This window comes from Anaeromassilibacillus sp. SJQ-5 (assembly GCF_054108045.1).
In genome coordinates this window covers 2,944,507-2,965,299 of the sequence record NZ_JBPJWQ010000001.1, presented here as the reverse complement: position 1 = coordinate 2,965,299, position 20,793 = coordinate 2,944,507, and the positions used below count along the sequence as shown (strand labels likewise).

Below are 20,793 nucleotides of genomic sequence, written 5' to 3'. Positions count from 1 at the left end.
TCTACCGCGCCCCAATATTTAGGTTCGATTACATGGGCCGCGGAACCATAAACACAGAAAGGGGAGATACGCCTATGCCCTGTCCGGATTGGGAAGAATGCGTGCGCCGTCACGGGTTCGACGCCTATGGCGTCTGCGACTTCGCCGCCGTCAGCGAGCGGCTGCTGCCCTGCCGCGCGGCGGCCCGCCTGCCCGCCGGGGCCCGCCGGGTGCTGGCGCTGCTGTTTCCCTACCGCTTTCCCGACGACGATCCCAGCCGCAATCTTTCCCGCTACGCCTGCGTCGAGGATTACCACCAGGCGGGCGGGCGGGTGCTGCGCGCGCTGGCGGAGGATTTGGCTATCCTCTGGCCGGGCCGGGCGTTCGAGCCTTTTCTGGACAATTCCCCTCTGCCGGAGGTGTACGCCGCCGCCCTGTGCGGCCTGGGCGTCGTGGGGGACAACGGCCTGCTCATCCATCCCCGCTACGGCTCCTACGTGTTCATCGGCACTATTGTCACCGACGCGCCTCTGCCGCCGACCGGCGGCGCCGTGGCCGCCTGCCCCCACTGCGGGGCCTGCGCCGCCGCCTGTCCCGGCGGGTGTCTGCCGGGCGGAGAGCGGGACAACTGCCTGTCGGCCCTGAGCCAGAAGAAGGGCGCGCTGACGCCGGCGGAGGAGGAGACGCTCCGGCGGGGCGGGCTGGCCTGGGGTTGTGACGCCTGCCAGGAGGCCTGTCCGCTCAACCGGGCCGCCGTAATCGCGCCCCATCCCTGCTTTACCTGGTATCGGCCGCGGATGACCGAGGAGGACGCGGAGGATTTGACGGGGAAAGCTTACGGGTGGCGGGGCAAGGCGGTGCCCCTGCGCAACCTGCGGCTGCTGCATATCGATAGGAACCGGGAGGGTGCGGATTCTTAAGGCCGCCCCTCCTGTTTTTATCAAATCGAAAGGAAAACCGTCGATACTGCTTAATACTTTCTGAAGATAGCGGAAATCGTGTTTTCAAACCTGGGGGAGTGTGGTATGCTTTTCCAAAACAGCCGGAAATGCCGGCGGAAAAGGAGAGGGAGCGGTGAAGAAGAAATCCTTTTGGCAGCGAACCAACCGGGGCTTCTGGGTCTCGATGGTGCTGCTGCTGGCGGTTGTTCTGTATATTGCGGCGACGCAGCTGATGCTGATTCCCCAGCGCAAGGAGATTCAGGAACTGAGCGACGCCGTCAATAAAATTTGGGAAGAAACCACGCTGATGACCGACGAACAGGCGGCTGCCTTGAACACCTCGAAGGAGAAACAGGATGCGGTGAAGGCGCGTATCCGCCAGGGGCTGTCCCCGCTGTTTGTGGAGGGCTCCAGTTACCTGGACAGCGCCTGCGATTCCCTGATGGCCCTGGTGCAGCAGGAATACAGCGGCCAGCAGCGCACCAAGACCCGCGTGTACCTGGATGTGGATCCAGACAAATGCAACATCATCGAGGACACGGCCCAGGCCACCTATTATTACGCCAACCGGGTCAGCGGACGGTATTATGACTACTACAACGGCGAGGGCGACCTGAAGGATATGGAGAATATCCGGCAGACGCTGAGCCTGTCCCTGATCTGCCAGAAGGTCAAGGGCGAATGGAAGATCTACCGCATCAGCGGTATCAGCAGCAACACGGATACGAGAGGAGATGGGTTCCGATGAGCACAGGCGATATCCTGGTGCTGGAGCACGTGTGCAAGAGCTTCGGCGCCCGTCCGGTGGTGCAGGACGTGTCCTTTTCCGTTAAGGAGGGGGAAATCTTTGGGTTCCTCGGCCCCAACGGCGCGGGGAAAACCACCACCATCAAAATGATTCTCGGCTTGCTGTCCATCGACAGCGGCTCCATTCTGGTGGACGGCCACAATGTCGAAACGGATTTCGAACAGGCCATGCGGTATATCAGCGGCATTGTGGAAAATCCGGATATGTACGGTTACCTTTCCGGCTACGACAATCTGCTGATTCACGCCCGGGCCTGCGGCGTGGCGGAAAGCCGGGTGCAGGAGGTGGCGGAGCTGGTAGGGATGCAGATGCGCATCCGGGAAAAGTTCAAAAGCTACTCTCTGGGCATGAAGCAGCGGCTCGGCGTGGCACAGGCGCTGCTGCACAACCCCAAGGTGATGATTCTCGACGAGCCTACCAACGGCCTCGATCCAGCGGGCATTAAGGAGTTCCGCGATCTGCTGCGGGGTCTGGCCCATTCACAGGGGCTCGCGGTGCTGGTGTCCAGCCATATCCTGCAGGAGATGCAGCTGATGTGCGATCGGGTGGGGATTATCAGCAAGGGCTGCCTCAAGCAGGTGGCCACCATGGAGGAGCTGACCCACGCCGGCCAGGGCGGCGTTTACCGCTATACCGCTCGGCCCATGGAGACCTTCCGGCAGCTGCTGGAGGCGAACGCGGCGGATCGGATTGTGGCCGCGGCGGCGGATCACATGGATATCCGCATTGCCGAAGACGAAATCCCCGGGTTCAACCGCCGCCTGATGGAAAACCAGGTGGATATTTACGGGCTGAGCCCGGTGGGCACCACCCTGGAGGAGACCTTCATCGAAATCACGGGGGGAGGGAACATCATTGGCTAAGCTGCTGCAGAATGAGCGGACGAAGCTCTATAAAAAGCCGTCTACCTGGGTGCTGTCCGGCGTGGTGATCCTGCTGATGCTCAGCACCGTGGTGCTCCTGAAAGTGATCAACATCATTTCAGCCAATAATAACTACTACTACAGCCAGGCGGATGCCTGGAAGGATGTCTATCAAAGCAACCTGCAGAGCAATGAATGGCAGTTGGAAAACGAGCCGGATAATATCCAGGTGCAGATGGAAATCGCCAAGTACAAGTATCTGCTGGATAATGAGATTCCGCCCAGCGACTGGCGCACCGATGCGGTGGCCGCCTATTACGAAGCGCTGGGCAACCTGAAAAGCGAGACCGCCATGATGGAAAGCGGCGAGCCGTCCTATCCCGAGGATCAGATGAAAGAGCACATTGCCGCCTACACCGCCCAGGTGGAAGGCTATAAAAAGGTGCTCGATAATGGCAACTGGAAGGATTTCCTCCGCCTGCGCATCGAGTTTATCAAAAGCGGATACACGGATTCCAGCATCATGGATGTCCCTCAAACGCCCCAGGAGCAAGAAGTGTTTATCCGCGTCCTGCAAATGCAGATCGATATGGACATCGAACCGGTGCCCACGACGTACAGCTGGCTGACGAAAACCTCTCCCAACCAGTGGAAGGTCAACAAGCTGAGCACCCTGCAGAAAAACGAGCTGTCCCTTCTGCGGGGCGAGGTGATCAACGATATGGTCGGGGAGCCGCAGCCCCTGACCTCCTCGGCCAAAGCCAAGCTGGAAAAAGAGAACAAAATCATCCTCAAGGAGCTGCAGACCAACACGCCGCCTGTCGACGAGGATGGCTTCCTGGGAATGCTGGATTCCACCACCGGCAATCTGAACCTGATCGGCGTGCTGCTGGTGGTGCTGGCCGGCGGCATCATCGCCGGGGAATTCGGTTCCGGCACAGTCAAGCTGCTGCTGATTACGCCCCACAAGCGGCAGAAAATTTTCTGGGCCAAGGCCGTGCTTCTGCTGGAAATCACCGGCCTGATTCTGGCGGGCATGTTCGTACTGTCCTTCCTGACCTCCGCCGCCTTTAACGGCTTCGGCGGCATCGGGGATATGGTGGTCGTCAGCGTTTTCGGCAACGTCGTGCGGCTGCCCTTCCTGCTGATCATCGTGCTGAAATATCTGCTGTATATGCTGCCGGTGCTGGCATACGGCGGCCTGGCGCTGATGCTCTCGGCAGTGACCCGCAAAAGCGCCGTGTCCATCGCCGTGTCTCTGCTGCTGATGTTCGGCAGCAAGGCGGGTATGCTGATGGTGGTTCTCGGTTCGGTGGCGATGCTGGGCGCGCCGCTGCCCGGGCTGAAATTCCTGCTCTTCGCCAACGAGGATCTGTCGGTCTATTTCCCCGGCGTTTCCTCCCTGATGGAGAAGATGTTCGGCATGAACACCAGCCTGGCCACCTTTGAGCCGACCATGAGCCTGGGCTTCACCGTGTCGGTGCTGCTGGTCTATCTGATCTGCTTCTTGTGGATCGGCCGGGACAGCTTCTGCCGCCGGGATATTCAATAAGAAAAGCACCCGGAATTCGCCTTCAAGGCGGATTCCGGGTGCTTTTTACATGGCGATATACAGCAGGGCGAGGACGATTTCCATCTGCGCGCCGTTTTTGATCAGCAGCACGGCCAGCATCAGCAGGAACAGCTGCTCCTGATCCTGAAACAGGCCGCCCAGTCCCCCGGCCTTTTCCTTCTTCTCCAGACAGCTTTCCGGTTCCCTGGGGGGCGGTTCGGGCGGAGGGCCGGGTGGTGGCTGCGTATGGATGGGGAAGGTACGGGGCCGCGGCCGCCCGGCGGCCATGGTTTCCGCCGTGCGCCCCCCCTCCGGCAGCCCGCCGCTGACCAGCAGGCGGGAACGTTCCCGCATCTGCTGAACCCGCTGCTCGGCCTCCTGCTGCATTCGGATAACATCGTTTACCATTTTCCACTCCCTCTCTGCCGGGAATTCCCGTGCGCCATGACGCGGCGGGTTATTTGCCGCCGAGCAGGCCCTAGGTAAGCAATGAATAAATCACGCCTGACAGCTCAGCGGCGGCTTGGTGGGGGAAATTCCCTTCACCAATCCATCCACTGGATTTACTCATCGCTTACCTTGCCTTGCAGCAGCGGCAGCAGCTTCATCATTTTCATCATTTGGATGGCGTCGTCCAGCCGCTTTTCCCGATCCCCGTGCAGATAGGGCCGCAGGGCCTTGAGCAAGGCGGTGTTTTCATCCTCCTTGTTTAGGCCGGCCATCAGGGGCGCCATTTTGGCGATGGCGGACAGGTCGGGCAGGCCGCCGCTGTCGGCATGGGCGGGCTTTTCCTTCCCGCCCCCCGATAGGCCGGCCAGCAGGGACTGGATGGTGTCGGCCATGCCTTCGTCCGGGCTGGCGCCGCCGTCGTCTCCTCCGCCATCCCCATCCAGACCCATGGCCGCCATGGCCGACTGGATCTTTTCCATGCTGTCCGGGGAACTGAGCAGGTCGTTAAGCTTTTGTGCCAAGTCGTCCATGACAACCTCCTGTCTGCCGGTGACCGGCGGATTATTTCTTGCCGAGGATCTGCTCGATGAGTCTCTGGGCCTCGGGCGTCTGCAGAAGCGCCTGCGCCTTGGCCTTGTCGTGAAGGACTTCGTCGATTTTTCCGGCTTCCTTGGCCGGCAGGTCGGGGGACAGTTTGCTCAGGCCGTCCAGCCCGCCGCTCTGCACCGTCTCGGCCAGTTTTTCCGGCGTGGTGCCCAGCTTTTTGCTTGCGAATTTCAACAGGGCCTGCATCTGATCCGGGGTGATGTTTTTGTCGCTCATGGCTGTGGATTCCACCTTTCTGCGGGGGCTTCCAACCCCGCCGCGTCTATGCTATACTTATGATACTTGCCTATGGGATATGAGAAAGAGATAAGTCGTCGGAGGAAATTTGAGCGAGGGAGGCGTCCGGCTGTGCGGATACTGGTGGTTTCGGATACCCATGGGGACGAGGGGGCGCTGCAGCGCGCCGTGCAGGCGCAGCCCTCCGCCCGGACGGTGATACATCTGGGGGACGGGGCGCGGGAGGCGGAGGCTGTGGCGGCCCGCTTTCCCGATCGGATGTTCTGGCAGGTACGGGGCAACGGCGATTTCGCTCTGGGTTCCGCCGACCTGCTCTATGCCCGGGAGGAAACCCTGGGCGGTAAACGGCTGTTTTTCACCCACGGCCATCTCTATGGGGTCAAGACGGGGCTTTACCGGGTATGCTGCGCAGCCCGTGAGCGGCAGGCGGACATTCTTCTGTTCGGTCATACCCACCAGCCCCTGACCGATTACGACGACGGCCTGTATATCCTCAACCCCGGCAGTCTGCGCGGCCGGGGCACCTACGGCCTTCTGGACGTCACGCCCACCGGCGTGCTCCTGAACGTCGTGGAGAATCGAAGATGAGCGGGGCGGGGCTTCCCGGGCTGACTACCCGGGTGCTGGGCCGGACGGTCATTTCGCTGGACGAGGTGGATTCCACCAACCGCTATCTGAAGGAGCGGGCCGGGGAGCTGCCGCACGGCACGGCCTGCCTGACCGGCTGCCAGCGGGCGGGCCGGGGGCGGCTTGGCCGCTCTTGGGACGTGCCGGACGGGCAGACGCTGGCCCTGTCAGTGCTGTTCCGCACCGGCGGGGACGTCGAGCGGCTCCCGCTTCTCTGCGGTCTGGCGGTATCCGGGGCGCTGGAGGCTTTGACGGGGGCGGCCTTTCGTATAAAGTGGCCCAATGACATTGTATGCAGCGGCCGCAAGGTGTGTGGCATTTTATGTGAGAGTCGGCCGGACGGGCAGGGCGGGCTGGCCGTGGTGGCGGGCATGGGGGTCAATCTGCGGCAGACCGCCGCTTGGTTCGCCCAGGCCGGTCTGCCCCACGCGGGCTCGGTTTTGGAGCTCACCGGCCGGACGCTTTCGCTGGAGGAGACCGCCGCCGCCATCCTCAACCAGCTGGAGCCGCTTTGGGATTTGTGCGGGCAGGAAGGCTTTGCCGTTCTGCGGGAGAGGTACGCCCGCCGCTGTATCAATCTTGGCCGATCCGTGCGGGTGCTGTCGCCGGCCGGCGCCATTCGTCTGGAGGGGACGGCCGTCGGCGTCGGCGAGGACGGCGGCCTGCTCGTGGAGAGCGGGGGAGAGGTCATACCGGTCACGGCGGGGGAAGCCTCCGTGCGGGGGGCCGACGGTTACGTGTGAAAGCGGCCTTATTACTACCATATATATGGGGAAATTTCCCGTTTGTCCACCTTATATGGAATTTGCATGAAAAAACGACGAAACGCGGCTGCTTTTTGAAAAACGCCGCGTCCCTTCGATCCCCGGAACCCCGCATGGCGGCTGGGTTTTCCGGGGATTTTTTTATTGAAAAAAGTTTCGCTTTTTTTGAAAAAACACTTGCATTTCCGAGACAGATGGTGTAATATAATCAGGCGTGACTGCGACAGACGGGTGATTTGCGCGTTTTTACGGGTGGATTTTTCCGGAAATCGTGGTTCGAGACTGCACGATATGCGATGACGCGGGAGGTTGCGGCCAGTTCCGGCCGGTTTTTCCGCTGAGTATGTCCGATTTCAAACCGGGCGAAAAGGAACCCTGTGTGCAGTGGCCGGCAAGGCCGCCTTCGGCCCTTCGGGGCGGGAAGCGGTTTTGAGTTGCGGCGGTCCTTCGGGAGCGCTTTGCCGGTCGCGGCCAGCAGGATGCAGAACCTGACCCGGACGCTTGTACCAGGCAAGTTTCCGGTTTTTTTAACGGCCGGGAAAGGAACACCCGGCGGTGTGTATGGTTTTGCACAGCCCGCCAACTCAATTTATTAAGGAGGCGTTTTTCAGTGGCAGTCAAAGAAAAAATCCGCATCAGAATCAAAGGGTATGATCATCAGCTCGTCGACCAGTCGGCCGAGAAGATCGTCGAAACCGCCCGCCGCACCGGCGCCCGCGTTTCCGGTCCCGTGCCGCTGCCCACCGAGAAGGAGATCGTCACCATCCTGCGCGCCGTGCACAAGTACAAGGATTCCCGCGAGCAGTTCGAAACCCGCACCCACAAGCGCCTGATTGACATCCTCAGGCCGTCGAACAAGACCGTTGAGGCCCTGATGGGCCTTGAGCTCCCCGCCGGCGTGGAAATCGAAATCAAGCTGTAAACTCCGCAAGGAAGCAACGGCTTGTCAGATTTCCCGGCGAGGTCAAGTTGGCCTCCTGTCGGGCGGCCAACCAATAACCAAGGAGGTATAGACATGCAAAAAGCTATCATCGGCAAGAAGGTCGGCATGACGCAGATCTTCGACGAGAAGGGCAACGTCGTCCCGGTCACCGTCATCGAAGCGGGGCCCTGCGTGGTTGTCCAGAAGAAGACCGTGGAGAACGACGGCTACGCCGCGGTTCAAATCGGCTTCGGCGACATCTCCATCAAAAACGTGACCAAGCCCCTGAAGGGCCACTTTGAGAAATCCGACGTGGCTCCCAAGCGTACGCTGCGCGAATTTCGTCTGGACGACTGCAGCGCTCTGAATGTCGGCGACATCATCAAGGCCGACACCTTCGCCAGCGGCGACCGCGTGGACGTGGTCGGCACCAGCAAAGGTAAGGGCTATGCCGGCGCTATCAAGCGCTGGAACTTCCAGCGGCTTAAGGAATCCCACGGTACCGGCCCTGTGGCCCGCCACGCCGGTTCTCTGGGCGCCTGCTCCTCTCCCTCCCGTGTCTACAAGGGCATGAAGGGCGCCGGGCATCTGGGCGCGGAGCGCGTGACCGTGCAGAATCTGACCGTTGTGAAGATTGACGCGGAGAACAATCTCATCGCTGTGAAGGGCGCCGTTCCCGGCCCCCGCGGCGGCGTGGTGATGCTCTCGGATTCCGTCAAGAAGGCCTAAGGGAAGGAGGAAATCTAAATGCCTACAGTATCGACTTTTGACATGACCGGCAAACAGAGCGGCACCATGGAGCTGAGCGCCGAGGTGTTCGGCATCGAGCCCAACGCCGCCGTCCTGCACAGCGCGGTTGTGAATTATCTGGCGAATCAACGCCAGGGCACCCAGTCCACCCTCACTCGTTCCGAGGTTCGCGGCGGCGGTAAAAAGCCGTGGAAGCAGAAGGGCACCGGCCACGCCCGCCAGGGCTCGACCCGCGCGCCCCAGTGGACCCACGGCGGCATCGCCCTCGGCCCGAAGCCCCGCAGCTACCGGTTCGTTCTGAACAAGAAGGTGCGCCGCTTGGCCATGAAGTCCGCGTTCTCCTCCAAGGTGGCTTCCGGCGATATGCTGGTGCTCGATTCCCTGTCCATGGAGGAAATCAAGACCAAGACCGTGGCGACCCTGCTCAAGGCTCTGGAAGCCGACCGCAAGGTGCTGCTGGTTCTGCCGGAGAAGGACGAGACGGTCATTAAGTCCGCCCGCAACATCCCCGGCGTCAAGACCGCTCTGGTCAACACCCTGAACGCCTACGACATCCTGAACGCCGACAAATTCATCGTTGTGAAGGATGCGGTTGCCAAACTCGAGGAGGTGTACAAATAATGGAAGCTCGCGACATCATTATCGCGCCGGTCATCACGGAAAAGTCCGTCGTCGCCCTGCCCGAGAAAAAGTACACCTTCCGCGTCGCCAAGGGCGCCAATAAGATTGAAATTGCCAAAGCGGTAGAAGAGATTTTCAAGGTGAAGGTGCAGAAGGTCAACACCATCAGCATGAAGGGCCGCCTGCGCCGCATGGGCCGCAACGAAGGCTATACCCCCTCCTGGAAAAAGGCCGTTGTGACCCTGACCGCGGATTCCAAGACCATCGAGTTCTTCGACGGCATGTTCTAAAAGCGGGCCGTACCCGCCTGGTAACGTATGGGGCTCCTTATGCGGGAATCCGGCTCGTCCGGCTCCCAGCGACAAAAGCCCCGCAAAGCCAATGATTAGGAGAGTGAATCGGAATGGCAATGAAACTGTATAAACCGACTACTCCCGGCCGTCGCGGTATGTCCGTCATCGACTACAGCGTACTGTCTAAAGTAGAACCGGAAAAGAGCCTGCTGGCTCCTCTGAACAAAAAGGCCGGCCGCAACAGCTACGGCCGCATCACCGTCCGTCATCGCGGCGGCGGCAACCGCCGGAAGTACCGCATCATCGACTTCAAGCGCAACAAGTTCGATGTGCCCGGCACGGTGGTGTCCATCGAGTACGATCCCAACCGCAGCGCGCACATCGCCCTGCTGCAGTATGAAGACGGCGAGAAACGCTACATCGTAGCGCCCCAGGGCCTGTCCGTGGGCGACGTCGTCACCTCCGGCACCTCCGCCGATATTAAGCCCGGCAACGCCCTGCCCCTGGCCAACATCCCCACCGGTACCTTCATCCACAATGTGGAGCTGTATCCCGGCAAGGGCGCCCAGCTCGCGCGCAGCGCGGGCACCATGGCGCAGCTGATGGGCAAGGAAAACAACCTGGCGATGATCCGCCTGCCCTCCGGCGAAATGCGGTACGTGCCGCTGTCCTGCATGGCCACCATCGGCCAGGTGGGCAACGTGGAACACGAAAACGTGAAGATCGGCAAGGCCGGCCGGAAACGCCACATGGGCTGGCGTCCGACGGTGCGCGGCTCGGTTATGAACCCCTGCGATCACCCCCATGGCGGCGGTGAAGGCAAGTCCCCCATCGGCCGTTCCGGCCCTGTCACCCCGTGGGGCAAGCCTGCTCTGGGTTACAAGACCCGCAAGACGCATAACCGCTCGGATAAGTTCATCGTCAAGCGCCGCAACGGCAAGTAAGCGAAAGGAGATTCAGATTTATGGGTAGAAGCGTAAAGAAGGGTCCTTTCGTACAGCCCGTGCTGCTCAAAAGGATTCAGGAAATGAATAAAGCCGGCGAGAAACGCATCCTCAAGACCTGGAGCCGCGCCTCCACGATCTTCCCGGATTTCGTCGGACACACCATCGCTGTTCACGACGGCCGCAAGCATGTGCCGGTGTACATCACCGAGGACATGGTTGGGCACAAGCTGGGCGAATTCGCCCCCACCCGCACCTTCCGGGGCCACACCGGTTCCAAAAGCACGAAGTAAGCGGCTGAAAGGAGAGAAATGCCATGGAAGCAAGGGCGCAAGTTACACACGTCCGTATGTCCCCTCGCAAAGTCAAAGTAGTTCTCGACCTCATCCGCAACAAGCCGGTTGATGTCGCCCTGGCGATTACGCAGCACACCCCCAAGGCCGCCTGCGAGCCTGTTGAGAAGCTCATCAAGTCCGCGGCCGCCAATGCGGAGAACAACCACAACATGGACAGGAACAACCTGTATGTCGCCGAGTGCTTCGTATGTCCCGGCCCCATTCTCAAGCGTGTCCGTCCGAGAGCCCAGGGTCGTGCATTCCGCATCGAAAAGAGAACGTCACACATCACCTTGGTGCTCAAGGAAAAGGAATAAGCGAGGAGGAGGTTAATTTATGGGCCAGAAAGTCAATCCCCACGGCCTTCGGGTCGGCGTTATCAAAGATTGGGACTCCCGCTGGTTCGTCAAGGACAGCGAGTTTGGCGATACCATCGTGTCCGATTACAATCTGCGTAAATTTCTGAAGAAGACCCTGTACGCCGCCGGCGTGCCGAAAATCGAAATCGAACGGGACGCCTCCCGCGTGCGCGTGCATATTCACTGCGCGAAGCCCGGCCTGGTTATCGGCAAGGGCGGCACGGAGATCGAGAAGCTGCGCATCAAATGTGAGAAAATGCTGGGCAAGCCCACGTCCCTGAACATTGTCGAGGTGCGCAGCCCCGACGTCAACGCGCAGCTGGTGGCCGAGAACATCGCCCAGCAGCTTGAGAAGCGTATTTCCTTCCGCCGCGCCATGAAGCAGGCCATCGGCCGCGCCATGAAACTGGGCGCGAAGGGCATCAAAACGCAGGTCTCCGGCCGTCTAGGCGGCGCGGAAATCGCGCGTACCGAACAGTATCATGAAGGGACGATTCCGCTGCAGACCCTGCGCGCGGACATCGATTATGGCTTCGCTGAGGCGAACACCACCTACGGCCGGATCGGCGTGAAGGTCTGGATCTACCGTGGTGAGGTTCTCGCCGGCGCTGCCAAGCCCCGCCGGGAAGGAGGCCGCAAGTAATGCTGTTGCCCAAGAGAGTGAAATACCGCCGCGTTCACCGTGGCCGCTTGACCGGTAAGGCCATGCGCGGCAACAAGGTGACCTACGGTGATTTCGGTCTGCAGGCTCTGGAGCCCGCCTGGATCACCTCCCGCCAGATTGAGGCGGCCCGTATCGCCATGACCCGTTACATCAAGCGTGGCGGTCAGGTGTGGATCAAGATTTTCCCCGATAAGCCCGTGACCGAGAAGCCGGCCGAGACCCGCATGGGTTCCGGTAAAGGCTCGCCCGAGTACTGGGTGGCCGTGGTGAAGCCCGGCCGCGTCATGTTTGAAATTGCCGGCGTGTCCGAAGACATCGCCCGGGAAGCTATGCGGCTTGCAGCGAACAAGCTGCCCATCAAATGCAAATTTGTCAGCAAGGCGGCCATGGATGCCGCTGCGCCGGAAGAAACGGATGGTGAGCAGTAATGAAGGCCAGTGAGATTGCAAAAATCCGCGACATGAATGACGCCGAGTTGCAGAAGCGGCTGAAGGAACTGAAAGAAGAGCTGTTCAACCTCCGCTTTCAGCATGCGATCAATCAGCTCGACAATCCGATGCGTCTGAAGGCCGTCAAGAAGGAAATCGCCATTGTCAAAACGATTATGCGCGAGAATGAAATCAAAAACGGCGCCGAGGCGTAACGGAAGGAGGAGTTATTGTGAGCGATAGAAATCTGAGAAAGACGCGGACCGGCCTGGTCGTCAGCGACAAGATGGATAAAACCATTGTCGTGGCCATCGAAGACAACGTCCGCCATCCGCTGTACAAGAAGATCATCAAACGCACCGTGAAGCTGAAGGCGCACGACGAGAAGAACGAGTGCCGCGTGGGCGATCGCGTGTCCATTATGGAGACCCGCCCGCTGTCCAAAGACAAGCACTGGCGTCTGGTCGAAATCATCGAGAAAGCAAAATAATGTTGGTCGTCAGGCGCTGCGTATCCTGTAGCGCGGCGCTCGAAAGGAGGAACAACCTGTGGTACAACAGCAGACTTACCTCAAAGTGGCCGACAACACCGGCGCAAAGGAGCTTATGTGCATCCGCGTCCTCGGTGGTTCCGGCAGGAGGTATGCCAATATTGGCGACGTTGTGGTGGCTTCTGTCAAGAAAGCAGCACCCGGCGGCGTTGTGAAAAAAGGTGACGTGGTCAAAGCGGTCGTCGTGCGTTCGGTCAAGGGGCTGCGCCGTGAGGACGGCACCTACATCCGGTTCGACGAAAACGCGGCTGTCATCATCCGCGACGACAAGAACCCGAGGGGAACCCGTATTTTTGGACCGGTGGCCCGTGAGCTCAGAGAAAAGGATTATCTGAAAATCCTGAGCTTGGCCCCCGAAGTGCTGTAAGTGGAGGTGTCGAAATTGAGTAGCAAACTGCATGTGAAAAAGGACGATACCGTCCTCATCATCAGCGGCGACGAGCGCGGCAACACCGGCAAGGTCATCGAGGTCAGCCCCAAGGAGGGCAAGGTGATTGTCGAAGGCCGCAACAAGGTCAAGAAGCATGTGAAACCCCGCAAGATGGGCGATCCCGGCGGCATCATCGAGGCCGAGGGCGCCATGTACGTGTCCAAAGTCCAGGTCATTTGCCCCGCTTGCAAAAAGCCGACCCGCGTCGGCCACAAAAAACTCGCCGACGGTTCCAAACAGCGTATCTGCAAACGCTGCGGCGAAACGCTGTAAGGAGGGAAAATAGTTCATGGCCAGAATGAAGGACTTCTATAAAGACGACGTCGCTCCGGCTCTGATGAAAAAGTTCGGCTACAAGAGCGTGATGCAAATCCCCAAGCTGGACAAGATTGTCATCAATGTCGGCTGCGGTGAAGCCCGTGACAACGCGAAGGTTATCGACGCGATTCTCATCGACCTGGCGGCCATCACCGGCCAGCGCCCGATCGTCTGCAAGGCCCGTAAATCCGTCGCCAACTTCAAGCTGCGCGAAGGCATGAATATCGGCGCGAAGGTTACCCTGCGGGGCGACCGGATGTACGAGTTCTTGGATCGCCTGTTCAACGTGGCGCTGCCCCGCGTCCGCGATTTCCGCGGAATCAACCCCAACTCGTTTGACGGCCGCGGCAATTACAACATGGGCCTCAAGGAGCAGCTGATTTTCCCGGAAATCGACTACGACAAGATTGACAAGGTGCGCGGCATGGACCTGTGCTTTGTCACCACCGCCAAAACCGACGAAGAAGCGCGCGAGCTGCTCAGCCTGATGGGCGCTCCGTTCGCGAAGTAAGGAGGAGAAACCTGTGGCGAAAACATCGATGAAGCTCAAGCAGCAGAGAACGCCGAAGTTCTCCACGCGGGGCTACAACCGCTGCAAAATCTGCGGCCGTCCCCACGCGTACCTGCGTCGGTATGGCATCTGCCGTATTTGCTTCCGGGAGCTTGCCTATAAAGGTGAGATTCCCGGCGTAAAGAAGGCCAGTTGGTAAGCAATAGCTAAAGGAGGTTGACGGAATGCAAATCACCGATACCATTGCCGACATGCTGACGAGAATCCGGAACGCAAACTCGGCCAAGCACGATACGGTGGATATCCCCGCTTCCAACATGAAGAAGGCTATTGCCCAGATTCTTGTTGACGAGGGATACGTAAAGAATTATCAAGTCATCGAAGATGGCAAACAGGGCGTCATCCGCATCACCCTGAAATACCAGGGCCCGTCCAAGACCCCGGTTCTTCTGGGGCTGCGCCGGGTGTCCAAGCCCGGTCTGCGCATCTATTCCAGCAGCGAGGATATGCCGAAGGTTCTCAAGGGCATCGGCACCGCCATTGTTTCCACGTCTCAGGGCGTCATGACTGACAAGAAAGCCCGTAAAGAGCACGTGGGCGGCGAAGTCCTGGCCTTTGTTTGGTAAGGGGGAGAGAAGAGTATGTCGAGAATTGGACGTAAACCGATTTCTATCCCTGCCGGCGTGGAGTTCAAAGTGGAGGACAGCGTCGTGACGGTGAAGGGCCCGAAGGGCACCCTGACCCAGAAGGTGCACCCCAACATGAGCTTTTCCCTGGAAGACGGCGTTTTGACCGTAATCCGCCCGGACGACGCGAAGGAAAACCGTGCGCTGCACGGCCTGACCCGTTCGCTGGTGAGCAACATGGTCATCGGCGTGACCGAAGGCTTCAAAAAGGAGCTGGACGTCAACGGCGTGGGCTACCGTGTGCTCAAGCAGGGCAAAGACCTGGTGATGAACCTGGGCTACAGCCATCAGGTTGTCGTCAGTGAAATCCCCGGCATCACCATCGAGGTGCCGTCTCCGAATAAAATCGTCATCACCGGCCCCGACAAGCAGCTGGTCGGCCAGTTTGCCGCCGAAGTCCGTGAGAAGCGGCCTCCGGAACCCTATAAGGGCAAGGGCATCAAATATGTCGACGAGGTCGTCCGCCGCAAGGAAGGCAAGGCCGGCGGCAAGGGCAAGAAGTAAGGAGGAGTGAAGACCCATGGTGAGCAAAAAAGACAGCAACCAGGCGCGTCTGCGCCGCCACACCCGTGTGCGCGGCAAGATCACTGGCACCGTCCAGCGTCCCCGTCTCAACGTGTATCGCTCCCTGAACCACATCTATGCCCAAATCATTGATGATGTTAAGGGAGTTACCCTTGTGGCCGCTTCGAGTGTCGAAAAGGATTTCGGCATGGCCGGCGGGAACAAGGAAGCCGCTAAGAAGGTTGGCGAGCTGATCGCCAAACGCGCCGCCGAAAAGGGCATTACCGAGGTCGTGTTCGACCGCGGCGGCTACGTCTATCACGGCCGCGTCAAAGAGCTGGCCGAAGGCGCCCGCGAGGGCGGCCTCAAGTTCTAAGGAAAGGGAGGAAATACTTTGGCCAGATTTGACGCAAAAGAGAAAGACACCGAATTCAAAGAGCGCATCGTGGCGATTAACCGCGTGAGCAAGACCGTAAAAGGCGGACGTATCTTCAAGTTCGCCGCCCTGGTGGTTGTCGGCGACGGCAACGGCACAGTGGGCTTCGGCCTGGGCAAAGCGGGCGAGGTGCCGGACGCTATCCGCAAAGGCATCGAGGACGCCAAGAAGAACCTGATTAAGATCTCCCTCAAAGGGAGCACCATCCCCCACGAAGTGGTGGGAGCGTTTGGCGCGGGCCGTGTCCTGCTCAAACCCGCTGCCCCCGGTACCGGCGTTATCGCCGGCGGCGCTGTGCGCGCCGTGGTGGAAGCGGCCGGCATTAAGGACATCCGGACCAAGGCTCTCCGCTCCAACAACCCCTGCAACGTGGTCAGCGCCACTATGGAAGGGCTGGCCCGTCTGCGCACGGCGGAACAAGCGGCGGCTACCCGCGGCAAAACCGCCAAGGAAATCTTAGGTTAAGGGGAGCGGCACGAAACAGGGTTTCGTGCGGAAATTTGTTCTTTCCGGCCAGACACCGTGGCCGGAATTTCGGCAAAGCCGAAACCGACCAAATTTCAGTGTCTGAGAAAGGATGACAGTATACCATGGCGAAGAAAGCAAAAGCCGGCACCTTGCAGGTGAAACTGGTCCGCAGCCTCATCGGGAGCAAGAAGGATCAGATCGCCACCGCCAATTCCCTGGGGCTCCGCAAAATCGGCGATTGCACGACGCAGCCCGACAACGCGGCCACGCAGGGTAAGGTGGCCAAGATTATCCACCTCATCGAGGTAACCGAAGCGTAAGCAATTCGAGCAAGGAGGTGCGAAACAACATGAAGCTTCATGAGCTTTCCCCGGCTCCCGGTTCCGTCCGGGAGGTCAAGCGGATCGGCCGCGGACATGGTTCCGGCCAGGGCAAAACCGCCGGCAAGGGCCATAAAGGCCAGAAAGCGCGCGCGGGCCGCGGCATGCGTCCCGGGTTCGAAGGCGGCCAGATGCCCCTGCAGCGGCGTGTTCCCAAAAGAGGATTCAATAACATTTTTGCCACCCGGTACGCCATTGTCAACCTGGCGGCTCTCAACAAGTTTGAGAACGGCGCGGTGGTGGACACCGAGGCGCTGAAAGCGGCCGGTCTGGTGAAAAATTCTTACGACGGCGTGAAAATCCTGGGCAACGGAGCCCTGGAGAAGAATCTGACCGTCAAAGCGGCGGCTTTTTCCGAGTCGGCCAAATCGAAGATCGAGGCGGCGGGTGGAAAGGCAGAGGTGGTCTGATGTTTCAGGTTCTGAGAAACGCTTGGAAGATCACCGATCTTCGTAAGAAGATTCTCTATACCCTGTTTATCATCCTGATTTTCCGCATCGGCTCCGCCATCACCATTCCGTTCATCGACGCGGCGGCCATCGCCAATGCGGTGAACAGCAGCAACACCGGTTTTGAGTTCCTGACCCTGATGTCCGGCGGCGGTTTCTCCAACGGCAGTATTTTTGCCCTGTCCATCACCCCCTACATCAACGCCAGCATCATCATTCAGCTGCTGACGGTGGCTATTCCTCCCCTGGAGCGGATGGCCAAGGACGGCGAGGCGGGCCGCAAAAAGCTGGGTCAGATCACCCGGTACACCACTGTTATTCTCGGCTTGATGCTGGGCGTCGCGTACTACTTCATGGTGAAGAATAAGTACAACGCCCTGTCCGCCGACGCGAAAAGCGGCTTCGGCCTCTGGTTCGGCGCTATCGTCATCGTCCTGTGCTTCACCGCCGGTTCGGCGCTGATGATGTGGCTGGGCGAGCAGATTAACGAAAAAGGCATCGGCAACGGCATCTCCATCCTGCTGTTCGCGGGCATTATCTCCCGCATCCCCACCGGCGCGAAAGCGCTGTGGACCTGGTTCTATGACGGCGGTATCAAGATGCTGAACACCTCTGGCAGCGCGGCTGTCAAAAACGTCATCCTGGTGCCCATCGTGCTGGTGCTGTTTTTGGGTATGATCGCCTTCATCGTTTTCATGAACGATGCCGAGCGCCGTATCCCGGTTCAGTACGCCAAGCGGGTGGTGGGCCGCAAGATGTACGGCGGGCAGAACACCTTTATCCCGATTAAAGTCAATATGTCCGGCGTCATGCCGATTATCCTGGCTTCGTCGATCGTGTCCCTGCCCTCCATCATCGCCAGCTTCTTCACTGCCCCCACCAAGGGCTTCTGGTTCCACTTCCTCAACTGCTTCAAGCAGGACAGCTGGGTGTACATCATCCTCTACTTTGTCCTGATCATCGGGTTCGCCTTCTTCTATGTGACCATTCAGTATAATCCGCTGGAGATGTCCAATAATCTCCGTAAGAATTCGGGCGCCATCCCCGGCTACCGGCCGGGCAAGCCCACCACGGATTACATCAAGAGGGTTCTGTCCAAGGTGACTCTGATCGGCGCCTTGTTCCTGGGTGTCATCGCGCTGTTCCCGGCCCTGTTCGGTAAGTTCAGCGGCTTCTACGGCCTGACCCTGGGCGGCACGTCCATCATGATCGTGGTGGGCGTCGCGCTGGAAACCACGCAGCAGATTGAAAGCCAGATGATGATGCGGCATTACAAGGGCTTCTTGGAATAAACCGATCGGATGCGGGACGCGCCGATAGGGTAAGGGCCGGCGGTATCCGGTTTGGCCGGATTCCCCGCCCCCTGCCCGGCGTCTGCTGCGGCCGATTTTCACAGAGCAACTGCCAAAAGGAGGCGTATTCTAATGAAGCTGATTCTATTAGGCGCGCCGGGTGCCGGCAAGGGCACCCAGGCGGAAGTCATCAGCCAGCATCTGGGTATTCCCACGATTTCCACGGGTAACATTATCCGTGAAGCGCTGAAAAGCGGCTCGGAGATGGGGCGGAAAGCCAAAAGCTTTATGGATTCCGGCAAGCTGGTTCCCGACGATGTCGTCATCGGCATCATCCAGGAGCGGCTGGCGCAGCCCGACTGCGCCAAGGGGTTCATTCTGGATGGGTTCCCCCGCACCATTCCCCAGGCCGAGGCACTTGACCGCATGGGCATCGACATCGACCGCGTCGTCGACATTGAAGTCGCGGACGAGACCATCGCCCGGCGTGTATCGGGTCGCCGTGTCTGCCCCGGCTGCGGGGCCACCTACCATGTCGACTATAAAAAGCCGGCGGTGGAAGGGGTCTGCGACCGCTGCTCGGACACCCTTGTTCAGCGCAAGGATGATCAGCCAGACACCGTGCAGGAGCGTTTGAATGTCTACCATGAGCAGACCGAACCCCTCAAGAACTACTATGCCGCCTGCGGCAAGCTGGTGATTGTGGAAGGCCAGGAGGAAGTCGCGGATACCACCCGCCTGACCCTCGCGGCTATTGAGGCCTGAGCATGATAGCGATAAAAAGCGGCCGGGATTTGAAAGCCATGCGGGAAGCGTGCGTCATCTCGGCCAGAGCGTTGAAACTGGCCGGTGAGGCGGTGGAGCCCGGTGTCACCACCGGGGAAATCGACCGCCGCATCCGCAAGTACATCGAGTCGACGGGGGCGAAGCCCTCTTTCCTCGGGTATGGCGGCTTTCCGGCCAGCGCCTGTATTTCTGTCAATAACGAGGTCATCCACGGCATACCGGGCAAACGCGTGATACACGCCGGCGACGTCGTCAGCGTGGACGTGGGCGCGTTTTTTAACGGTTACCACGGCGATAACGCCGCCACCTTCCCCTGCGGGGATATTTCTCCCGAGGCGAAGGCGCTGCTTGACGCCACCAGGGAAAGCCTGTACGAGGGCATTCGGGCGGCGATGGCCGGCAATCGGATCGGCGATATCGGCGCGGCGGTACAGCGGTATGTCGAGGTGCGTGGTTACTCGGTGGTACGGCAGTTCGTCGGCCACGGAGTAGGCACGAACCTGCACGAGGATCCCAGCGTACCTAATTTCGGTACGCCCGGCCGCGGCCCCCGGCTGCTTCCGGGCATGACCTTAGCCATTGAGCCTATGATCAACGCCGGCGCCTATGAGGTGAAAATCCTGGGCGACGGCTGGACCACGGTGACGAAAGACGGCAGTCTTTCGGCCCATTTTGAGCATACCATCGCCATCACCCCCGACGGACCCGTCATCCTGACGAATCCTTGAAGGCGGTGACCGACATGGTTGAGAGGGGCTGCGTGGTGATTTCGCTTTCCGGCCGGGACAAGGGACGGCTGATGGCGGTTCTCCGCACCGGGCCGGACGGCCTTTGGCTGGCCGACGGACGTCGGCGGCGGGTGGAGGCCCCCAAGCGGAAAAATCCGCGCCATGCCGCGCTCGCCGGCTGTACGGTGAGCGAAGCCGCAATGGCGACCAATCGTGAGCTGCGCCGCGCTCTCGCCGCCCTGACGGCAGACCCCGGCGCACGCGCCATCACTTGAGGGAGGTTAATCGATGTCCAAATCGGATGTTATCGAACTGGAAGGTACCGTGATCGAAGCTCTGCCCAACGCGACGTTTCAGGTAGAGCTGGCCAACGGCCACAAAATACTGGCCCACATCTCCGGCAAGCTGCGGATGAACTTTATCCGCATCCTGCCCGGCGACAAGGTGACGGTGGAGATGTCTCCCTACGACCTGACCAAGGGCCGGATCACCTGGAGAACCAAGTGATTTTCCGGGCAAATACGCAACCACTGACTACTCGATAGGAGGGTACGCTATGAAAGTCAGACCTTCTGTAAAGAAAATCTGCGAGAAATGCAAGATTATCAAGCGCAAGGGCCGCATCATGGTCATTTGCGAGAACCCGAAGCACAAGCAGCGGCAGGGCTGAGCACCGGCTGCGACTCTGACAGTCTTTGCGCCTCTCCGGGGGCGCAACCGAAAGGAAGGAAACATTTATGGCGCGTATTGCTGGTGTAGACCTGCCCAGAGATAAACGCATTGAGATCGGCCTGACCTACATTTTCGGTCTGGGCCGCAAGTCGGCGACAGACATCCTGGCCGCCACCGGGGTCAACCCCGACACCCGTGTCCGTGACCTGAGCGAGGACGACGTGTCCAAGCTGCGGGATTATATCGATAAGAACTATACCGTGGAGGGCGACCTCCGCCGCGACGTGGCTTTTGATATCAAGCGTCTGATTGAAATCGGCAGCTATCGCGGTCTTCGCCATCGCAAGGGGCTCCCTGTGCGCGGCCAGCGGTCCAAGACCAACGCCCGCACCCGCAAGGGCCCGAAGAAGACCATCGCCAACAAGAAAAAGTAAGCAGGA

The 20,793-nt window shown here is 59.8% G+C and carries 37 protein-coding genes; 34 read left to right on the top strand and 3 right to left on the bottom strand.

Annotation, left to right across the window (positions count from 1 at the left end):
• The first annotated feature begins 74 nt into the window (after nucleotides 1-74).
• The 4 genes from ACSAMM_RS12650 to ACSAMM_RS12635 all read left to right on the top strand — a co-directional run bounded on the left by ACSAMM_RS12650 (nucleotide 75) and on the right by ACSAMM_RS12635 (nucleotide 4,143).
• A complete protein-coding gene (locus tag ACSAMM_RS12650) occupies nucleotides 75-899 on the top strand; it encodes an epoxyqueuosine reductase (RefSeq protein WP_457791695.1) in 825 nt (274 codons plus the stop codon).
• Between the two features lie 154 nt (nucleotides 900-1,053).
• Nucleotides 1,054-1,668, top strand: a complete 615-nt coding sequence (locus tag ACSAMM_RS12645) for a hypothetical protein (protein WP_178722801.1) — start codon at nucleotides 1,054-1,056, stop codon at nucleotides 1,666-1,668.
• Nucleotides 1,665-2,591 carry an ATP-binding cassette domain-containing protein gene (locus tag ACSAMM_RS12640; protein ID WP_178722799.1) on the top strand — a complete coding sequence of 309 codons (927 nt, stop codon included), beginning with the start codon at nucleotides 1,665-1,667 and terminating at the stop codon, nucleotides 2,589-2,591. Before ACSAMM_RS12645 ends, ACSAMM_RS12640 begins: the two co-directional genes overlap by 4 nt.
• A complete protein-coding gene (locus tag ACSAMM_RS12635) occupies nucleotides 2,584-4,143 on the top strand; it encodes an ABC transporter permease (protein WP_457791694.1) in 1,560 nt (519 codons plus the stop codon). Before ACSAMM_RS12640 ends, ACSAMM_RS12635 begins: the two co-directional genes overlap by 8 nt.
• A 45-nt stretch (nucleotides 4,144-4,188) precedes the next feature.
• Here the strand turns inward: ACSAMM_RS12635 and ACSAMM_RS12630 are convergent, their stop codons facing one another.
• The 3 genes from ACSAMM_RS12630 to ACSAMM_RS12620 form a co-directional block, all read right to left on the bottom strand.
• Nucleotides 4,189-4,551 (bottom strand): hypothetical protein, encoded by a 363-nt coding sequence (locus ACSAMM_RS12630; protein WP_178722794.1) that lies wholly within the window; start codon nucleotides 4,549-4,551, stop codon nucleotides 4,189-4,191.
• 155 nt (nucleotides 4,552-4,706) lie between these two features.
• Nucleotides 4,707-5,123, bottom strand: coding sequence for a hypothetical protein (locus tag ACSAMM_RS12625; RefSeq protein WP_457791693.1), 417 nt, complete (start codon nucleotides 5,121-5,123; stop codon nucleotides 4,707-4,709).
• Nucleotides 5,124-5,154: 31 nt separating this feature from the next.
• Nucleotides 5,155-5,415, bottom strand: coding sequence for a hypothetical protein (locus ACSAMM_RS12620; protein ID WP_178722790.1), 261 nt, complete (start codon nucleotides 5,413-5,415; stop codon nucleotides 5,155-5,157).
• A 132-nt stretch (nucleotides 5,416-5,547) separates the two neighbouring features.
• Between ACSAMM_RS12620 and ACSAMM_RS12615 the strand changes: the two genes are divergently transcribed.
• From ACSAMM_RS12615 to rpsM, 30 genes are all read left to right on the top strand, one after another.
• A complete protein-coding gene (locus ACSAMM_RS12615; protein ID WP_457791692.1) occupies nucleotides 5,548-6,024 on the top strand; it encodes a YfcE family phosphodiesterase in 477 nt (158 codons plus the stop codon).
• The gene (locus ACSAMM_RS12610) at nucleotides 6,021-6,806 is read left to right on the top strand and encodes a biotin--[acetyl-CoA-carboxylase] ligase (protein ID WP_457791691.1); all 786 of its coding nucleotides are present in this window, start codon (nucleotides 6,021-6,023) and stop codon (nucleotides 6,804-6,806) included. Before ACSAMM_RS12615 ends, ACSAMM_RS12610 begins: the two co-directional genes overlap by 4 nt.
• A gap of 631 nt (nucleotides 6,807-7,437) precedes the next feature.
• Nucleotides 7,438-7,749 (top strand): 30S ribosomal protein S10, encoded by a 312-nt coding sequence (rpsJ, locus tag ACSAMM_RS12605; RefSeq protein WP_178627477.1) that lies wholly within the window; start codon nucleotides 7,438-7,440, stop codon nucleotides 7,747-7,749.
• Between the two features lie 93 nt (nucleotides 7,750-7,842).
• Nucleotides 7,843-8,478, top strand: a complete 636-nt coding sequence (gene rplC / locus ACSAMM_RS12600; RefSeq protein ID WP_178723176.1) for a 50S ribosomal protein L3 — start codon at nucleotides 7,843-7,845, stop codon at nucleotides 8,476-8,478.
• A gap of 18 nt (nucleotides 8,479-8,496) precedes the next feature.
• Nucleotides 8,497-9,120: a 50S ribosomal protein L4 gene (gene rplD / locus ACSAMM_RS12595; protein WP_178723174.1), complete on the top strand. Its 624-nt coding sequence runs from the start codon at nucleotides 8,497-8,499 to the stop codon at nucleotides 9,118-9,120.
• Nucleotides 9,120-9,410 carry a 50S ribosomal protein L23 gene (gene rplW / locus ACSAMM_RS12590; protein ID WP_457791689.1) on the top strand — a complete coding sequence of 97 codons (291 nt, stop codon included), beginning with the start codon at nucleotides 9,120-9,122 and terminating at the stop codon, nucleotides 9,408-9,410. Before rplD ends, rplW begins: the two co-directional genes overlap by 1 nt.
• Nucleotides 9,411-9,523: 113 nt before the next feature.
• Nucleotides 9,524-10,357, top strand: coding sequence for a 50S ribosomal protein L2 (gene rplB / locus ACSAMM_RS12585; protein ID WP_457791688.1), 834 nt, complete (start codon nucleotides 9,524-9,526; stop codon nucleotides 10,355-10,357).
• A 20-nt stretch (nucleotides 10,358-10,377) separates the two neighbouring features.
• Nucleotides 10,378-10,650, top strand: coding sequence for a 30S ribosomal protein S19 (gene rpsS / locus ACSAMM_RS12580; protein WP_178723170.1), 273 nt, complete (start codon nucleotides 10,378-10,380; stop codon nucleotides 10,648-10,650).
• 23 nt (nucleotides 10,651-10,673) lie between these two features.
• Nucleotides 10,674-11,009 carry a 50S ribosomal protein L22 gene (gene rplV / locus ACSAMM_RS12575; protein ID WP_178723168.1) on the top strand — a complete coding sequence of 112 codons (336 nt, stop codon included), beginning with the start codon at nucleotides 10,674-10,676 and terminating at the stop codon, nucleotides 11,007-11,009.
• Between the two features lie 19 nt (nucleotides 11,010-11,028).
• Nucleotides 11,029-11,694, top strand: coding sequence for a 30S ribosomal protein S3 (rpsC, locus tag ACSAMM_RS12570; protein WP_178723166.1), 666 nt, complete (start codon nucleotides 11,029-11,031; stop codon nucleotides 11,692-11,694).
• On the top strand, nucleotides 11,694-12,143 hold the full coding sequence (rplP, locus tag ACSAMM_RS12565) for a 50S ribosomal protein L16 (protein ID WP_178723164.1): 450 nt from the start codon (nucleotides 11,694-11,696) through the stop codon (nucleotides 12,141-12,143). The genes rpsC and rplP overlap by 1 nt, the downstream gene beginning before the upstream one ends.
• On the top strand, nucleotides 12,143-12,358 hold the full coding sequence (rpmC, locus tag ACSAMM_RS12560) for a 50S ribosomal protein L29 (protein WP_178723162.1): 216 nt from the start codon (nucleotides 12,143-12,145) through the stop codon (nucleotides 12,356-12,358). Before rplP ends, rpmC begins: the two co-directional genes overlap by 1 nt.
• A 17-nt stretch (nucleotides 12,359-12,375) precedes the next feature.
• A complete protein-coding gene (rpsQ, locus tag ACSAMM_RS12555; RefSeq protein ID WP_178723160.1) occupies nucleotides 12,376-12,633 on the top strand; it encodes a 30S ribosomal protein S17 in 258 nt (85 codons plus the stop codon).
• 58 nt (nucleotides 12,634-12,691) lie between these two features.
• Complete coding sequence (gene rplN, locus ACSAMM_RS12550) at nucleotides 12,692-13,060, top strand: 50S ribosomal protein L14 (RefSeq protein ID WP_178723158.1); 369 nt, start codon at nucleotides 12,692-12,694, stop codon at nucleotides 13,058-13,060.
• A gap of 15 nt (nucleotides 13,061-13,075) precedes the next feature.
• Nucleotides 13,076-13,396 carry a 50S ribosomal protein L24 gene (gene rplX / locus ACSAMM_RS12545; protein WP_178723156.1) on the top strand — a complete coding sequence of 107 codons (321 nt, stop codon included), beginning with the start codon at nucleotides 13,076-13,078 and terminating at the stop codon, nucleotides 13,394-13,396.
• A gap of 16 nt (nucleotides 13,397-13,412) precedes the next feature.
• Nucleotides 13,413-13,952, top strand: coding sequence for a 50S ribosomal protein L5 (gene rplE / locus ACSAMM_RS12540; RefSeq protein WP_178723154.1), 540 nt, complete (start codon nucleotides 13,413-13,415; stop codon nucleotides 13,950-13,952).
• Between the two features lie 13 nt (nucleotides 13,953-13,965).
• Complete coding sequence (locus ACSAMM_RS12535; protein WP_178723152.1) at nucleotides 13,966-14,151, top strand: type Z 30S ribosomal protein S14; 186 nt, start codon at nucleotides 13,966-13,968, stop codon at nucleotides 14,149-14,151.
• A gap of 25 nt (nucleotides 14,152-14,176) precedes the next feature.
• Nucleotides 14,177-14,578 (top strand): 30S ribosomal protein S8, encoded by a 402-nt coding sequence (gene rpsH / locus ACSAMM_RS12530; RefSeq protein WP_178723150.1) that lies wholly within the window; start codon nucleotides 14,177-14,179, stop codon nucleotides 14,576-14,578.
• Nucleotides 14,579-14,593: 15 nt separating this feature from the next.
• A complete protein-coding gene (gene rplF, locus ACSAMM_RS12525) occupies nucleotides 14,594-15,142 on the top strand; it encodes a 50S ribosomal protein L6 (protein WP_178723147.1) in 549 nt (182 codons plus the stop codon).
• Between the two features lie 16 nt (nucleotides 15,143-15,158).
• Nucleotides 15,159-15,518, top strand: a complete 360-nt coding sequence (rplR, locus tag ACSAMM_RS12520; protein ID WP_178723145.1) for a 50S ribosomal protein L18 — start codon at nucleotides 15,159-15,161, stop codon at nucleotides 15,516-15,518.
• Nucleotides 15,519-15,536: 18 nt separating this feature from the next.
• Nucleotides 15,537-16,043: a 30S ribosomal protein S5 gene (rpsE, locus tag ACSAMM_RS12515; RefSeq protein ID WP_178723142.1), complete on the top strand. Its 507-nt coding sequence runs from the start codon at nucleotides 15,537-15,539 to the stop codon at nucleotides 16,041-16,043.
• A 125-nt stretch (nucleotides 16,044-16,168) separates the two neighbouring features.
• Nucleotides 16,169-16,366 (top strand): 50S ribosomal protein L30, encoded by a 198-nt coding sequence (gene rpmD, locus ACSAMM_RS12510; RefSeq protein WP_178723140.1) that lies wholly within the window; start codon nucleotides 16,169-16,171, stop codon nucleotides 16,364-16,366.
• Nucleotides 16,367-16,395: 29 nt separating this feature from the next.
• Nucleotides 16,396-16,836, top strand: coding sequence for a 50S ribosomal protein L15 (gene rplO, locus ACSAMM_RS12505; RefSeq protein WP_178723138.1), 441 nt, complete (start codon nucleotides 16,396-16,398; stop codon nucleotides 16,834-16,836).
• Nucleotides 16,836-18,167 (top strand): preprotein translocase subunit SecY, encoded by a 1,332-nt coding sequence (gene secY, locus ACSAMM_RS12500; RefSeq protein ID WP_178723136.1) that lies wholly within the window; start codon nucleotides 16,836-16,838, stop codon nucleotides 18,165-18,167. Before rplO ends, secY begins: the two co-directional genes overlap by 1 nt.
• Nucleotides 18,168-18,299: 132 nt before the next feature.
• A complete protein-coding gene (locus ACSAMM_RS12495; protein WP_178723134.1) occupies nucleotides 18,300-18,932 on the top strand; it encodes an adenylate kinase in 633 nt (210 codons plus the stop codon).
• Between the two features lie 2 nt (nucleotides 18,933-18,934).
• Entirely contained in the window at nucleotides 18,935-19,681 is a 747-nt protein-coding gene (gene map / locus ACSAMM_RS12490) for a type I methionyl aminopeptidase (RefSeq protein ID WP_178723132.1), read from the top strand.
• A gap of 14 nt (nucleotides 19,682-19,695) precedes the next feature.
• The gene (locus tag ACSAMM_RS12485; protein ID WP_178723130.1) at nucleotides 19,696-19,956 is read left to right on the top strand and encodes a hypothetical protein; all 261 of its coding nucleotides are present in this window, start codon (nucleotides 19,696-19,698) and stop codon (nucleotides 19,954-19,956) included.
• A gap of 13 nt (nucleotides 19,957-19,969) precedes the next feature.
• Nucleotides 19,970-20,188, top strand: a complete 219-nt coding sequence (infA, locus tag ACSAMM_RS12480; protein ID WP_178628269.1) for a translation initiation factor IF-1 — start codon at nucleotides 19,970-19,972, stop codon at nucleotides 20,186-20,188.
• 49 nt (nucleotides 20,189-20,237) lie between these two features.
• A complete protein-coding gene (rpmJ, locus tag ACSAMM_RS12475) occupies nucleotides 20,238-20,351 on the top strand; it encodes a 50S ribosomal protein L36 (RefSeq protein WP_068749336.1) in 114 nt (37 codons plus the stop codon).
• 67 nt (nucleotides 20,352-20,418) lie between these two features.
• Nucleotides 20,419-20,787, top strand: a complete 369-nt coding sequence (gene rpsM / locus ACSAMM_RS12470; RefSeq protein ID WP_178723128.1) for a 30S ribosomal protein S13 — start codon at nucleotides 20,419-20,421, stop codon at nucleotides 20,785-20,787.
• Nucleotides 20,788-20,793 lie beyond the last annotated feature (6 nt).

Bases quoted from the DNA above. Each gene is read 5' to 3' on its own strand.
- ACSAMM_RS12650 (WP_457791695.1), top strand. From the start codon at position 75: ATGCCCTGTCCGGATTGGGAAGAATGCGTGCGCCGTCACGGGTTCGAC.
- ACSAMM_RS12640 (WP_178722799.1), top strand. From the start codon at position 1,665: ATGAGCACAGGCGATATCCTGGTGCTGGAGCACGTGTGCAAGAGCTTC.
- ACSAMM_RS12630 (WP_178722794.1), bottom strand. From the start codon at position 4,551: ATGGTAAACGATGTTATCCGAATGCAGCAGGAGGCCGAGCAGCGGGTT.
- ACSAMM_RS12625 (WP_457791693.1), bottom strand. From the start codon at position 5,123: ATGGACGACTTGGCACAAAAGCTTAACGACCTGCTCAGTTCCCCGGAC.
- ACSAMM_RS12620 (WP_178722790.1), bottom strand. From the start codon at position 5,415: ATGAGCGACAAAAACATCACCCCGGATCAGATGCAGGCCCTGTTGAAA.
- ACSAMM_RS12610 (WP_457791691.1), top strand. From the start codon at position 6,021: ATGAGCGGGGCGGGGCTTCCCGGGCTGACTACCCGGGTGCTGGGCCGG.
- rplC (WP_178723176.1), top strand. From the start codon at position 7,843: ATGCAAAAAGCTATCATCGGCAAGAAGGTCGGCATGACGCAGATCTTC.
- rplD (WP_178723174.1), top strand. From the start codon at position 8,497: ATGCCTACAGTATCGACTTTTGACATGACCGGCAAACAGAGCGGCACC.
- rplW (WP_457791689.1), top strand. From the start codon at position 9,120: ATGGAAGCTCGCGACATCATTATCGCGCCGGTCATCACGGAAAAGTCC.
- rplB (WP_457791688.1), top strand. From the start codon at position 9,524: ATGGCAATGAAACTGTATAAACCGACTACTCCCGGCCGTCGCGGTATG.
- rpsS (WP_178723170.1), top strand. From the start codon at position 10,378: ATGGGTAGAAGCGTAAAGAAGGGTCCTTTCGTACAGCCCGTGCTGCTC.
- rplV (WP_178723168.1), top strand. From the start codon at position 10,674: ATGGAAGCAAGGGCGCAAGTTACACACGTCCGTATGTCCCCTCGCAAA.
- rpsC (WP_178723166.1), top strand. From the start codon at position 11,029: ATGGGCCAGAAAGTCAATCCCCACGGCCTTCGGGTCGGCGTTATCAAA.
- rplP (WP_178723164.1), top strand. From the start codon at position 11,694: ATGCTGTTGCCCAAGAGAGTGAAATACCGCCGCGTTCACCGTGGCCGC.
- rpmC (WP_178723162.1), top strand. From the start codon at position 12,143: ATGAAGGCCAGTGAGATTGCAAAAATCCGCGACATGAATGACGCCGAG.
- rplE (WP_178723154.1), top strand. From the start codon at position 13,413: ATGGCCAGAATGAAGGACTTCTATAAAGACGACGTCGCTCCGGCTCTG.
- rpsH (WP_178723150.1), top strand. From the start codon at position 14,177: ATGCAAATCACCGATACCATTGCCGACATGCTGACGAGAATCCGGAAC.
- rplF (WP_178723147.1), top strand. From the start codon at position 14,594: ATGTCGAGAATTGGACGTAAACCGATTTCTATCCCTGCCGGCGTGGAG.
- rplR (WP_178723145.1), top strand. From the start codon at position 15,159: ATGGTGAGCAAAAAAGACAGCAACCAGGCGCGTCTGCGCCGCCACACC.
- rpmD (WP_178723140.1), top strand. From the start codon at position 16,169: ATGGCGAAGAAAGCAAAAGCCGGCACCTTGCAGGTGAAACTGGTCCGC.
- rplO (WP_178723138.1), top strand. From the start codon at position 16,396: ATGAAGCTTCATGAGCTTTCCCCGGCTCCCGGTTCCGTCCGGGAGGTC.
- secY (WP_178723136.1), top strand. From the start codon at position 16,836: ATGTTTCAGGTTCTGAGAAACGCTTGGAAGATCACCGATCTTCGTAAG.
- ACSAMM_RS12495 (WP_178723134.1), top strand. From the start codon at position 18,300: ATGAAGCTGATTCTATTAGGCGCGCCGGGTGCCGGCAAGGGCACCCAG.
- map (WP_178723132.1), top strand. From the start codon at position 18,935: ATGATAGCGATAAAAAGCGGCCGGGATTTGAAAGCCATGCGGGAAGCG.
- ACSAMM_RS12485 (WP_178723130.1), top strand. From the start codon at position 19,696: ATGGTTGAGAGGGGCTGCGTGGTGATTTCGCTTTCCGGCCGGGACAAG.
- infA (WP_178628269.1), top strand. From the start codon at position 19,970: ATGTCCAAATCGGATGTTATCGAACTGGAAGGTACCGTGATCGAAGCT.
- rpmJ (WP_068749336.1), top strand. From the start codon at position 20,238: ATGAAAGTCAGACCTTCTGTAAAGAAAATCTGCGAGAAATGCAAGATT.
- rpsM (WP_178723128.1), top strand. From the start codon at position 20,419: ATGGCGCGTATTGCTGGTGTAGACCTGCCCAGAGATAAACGCATTGAG.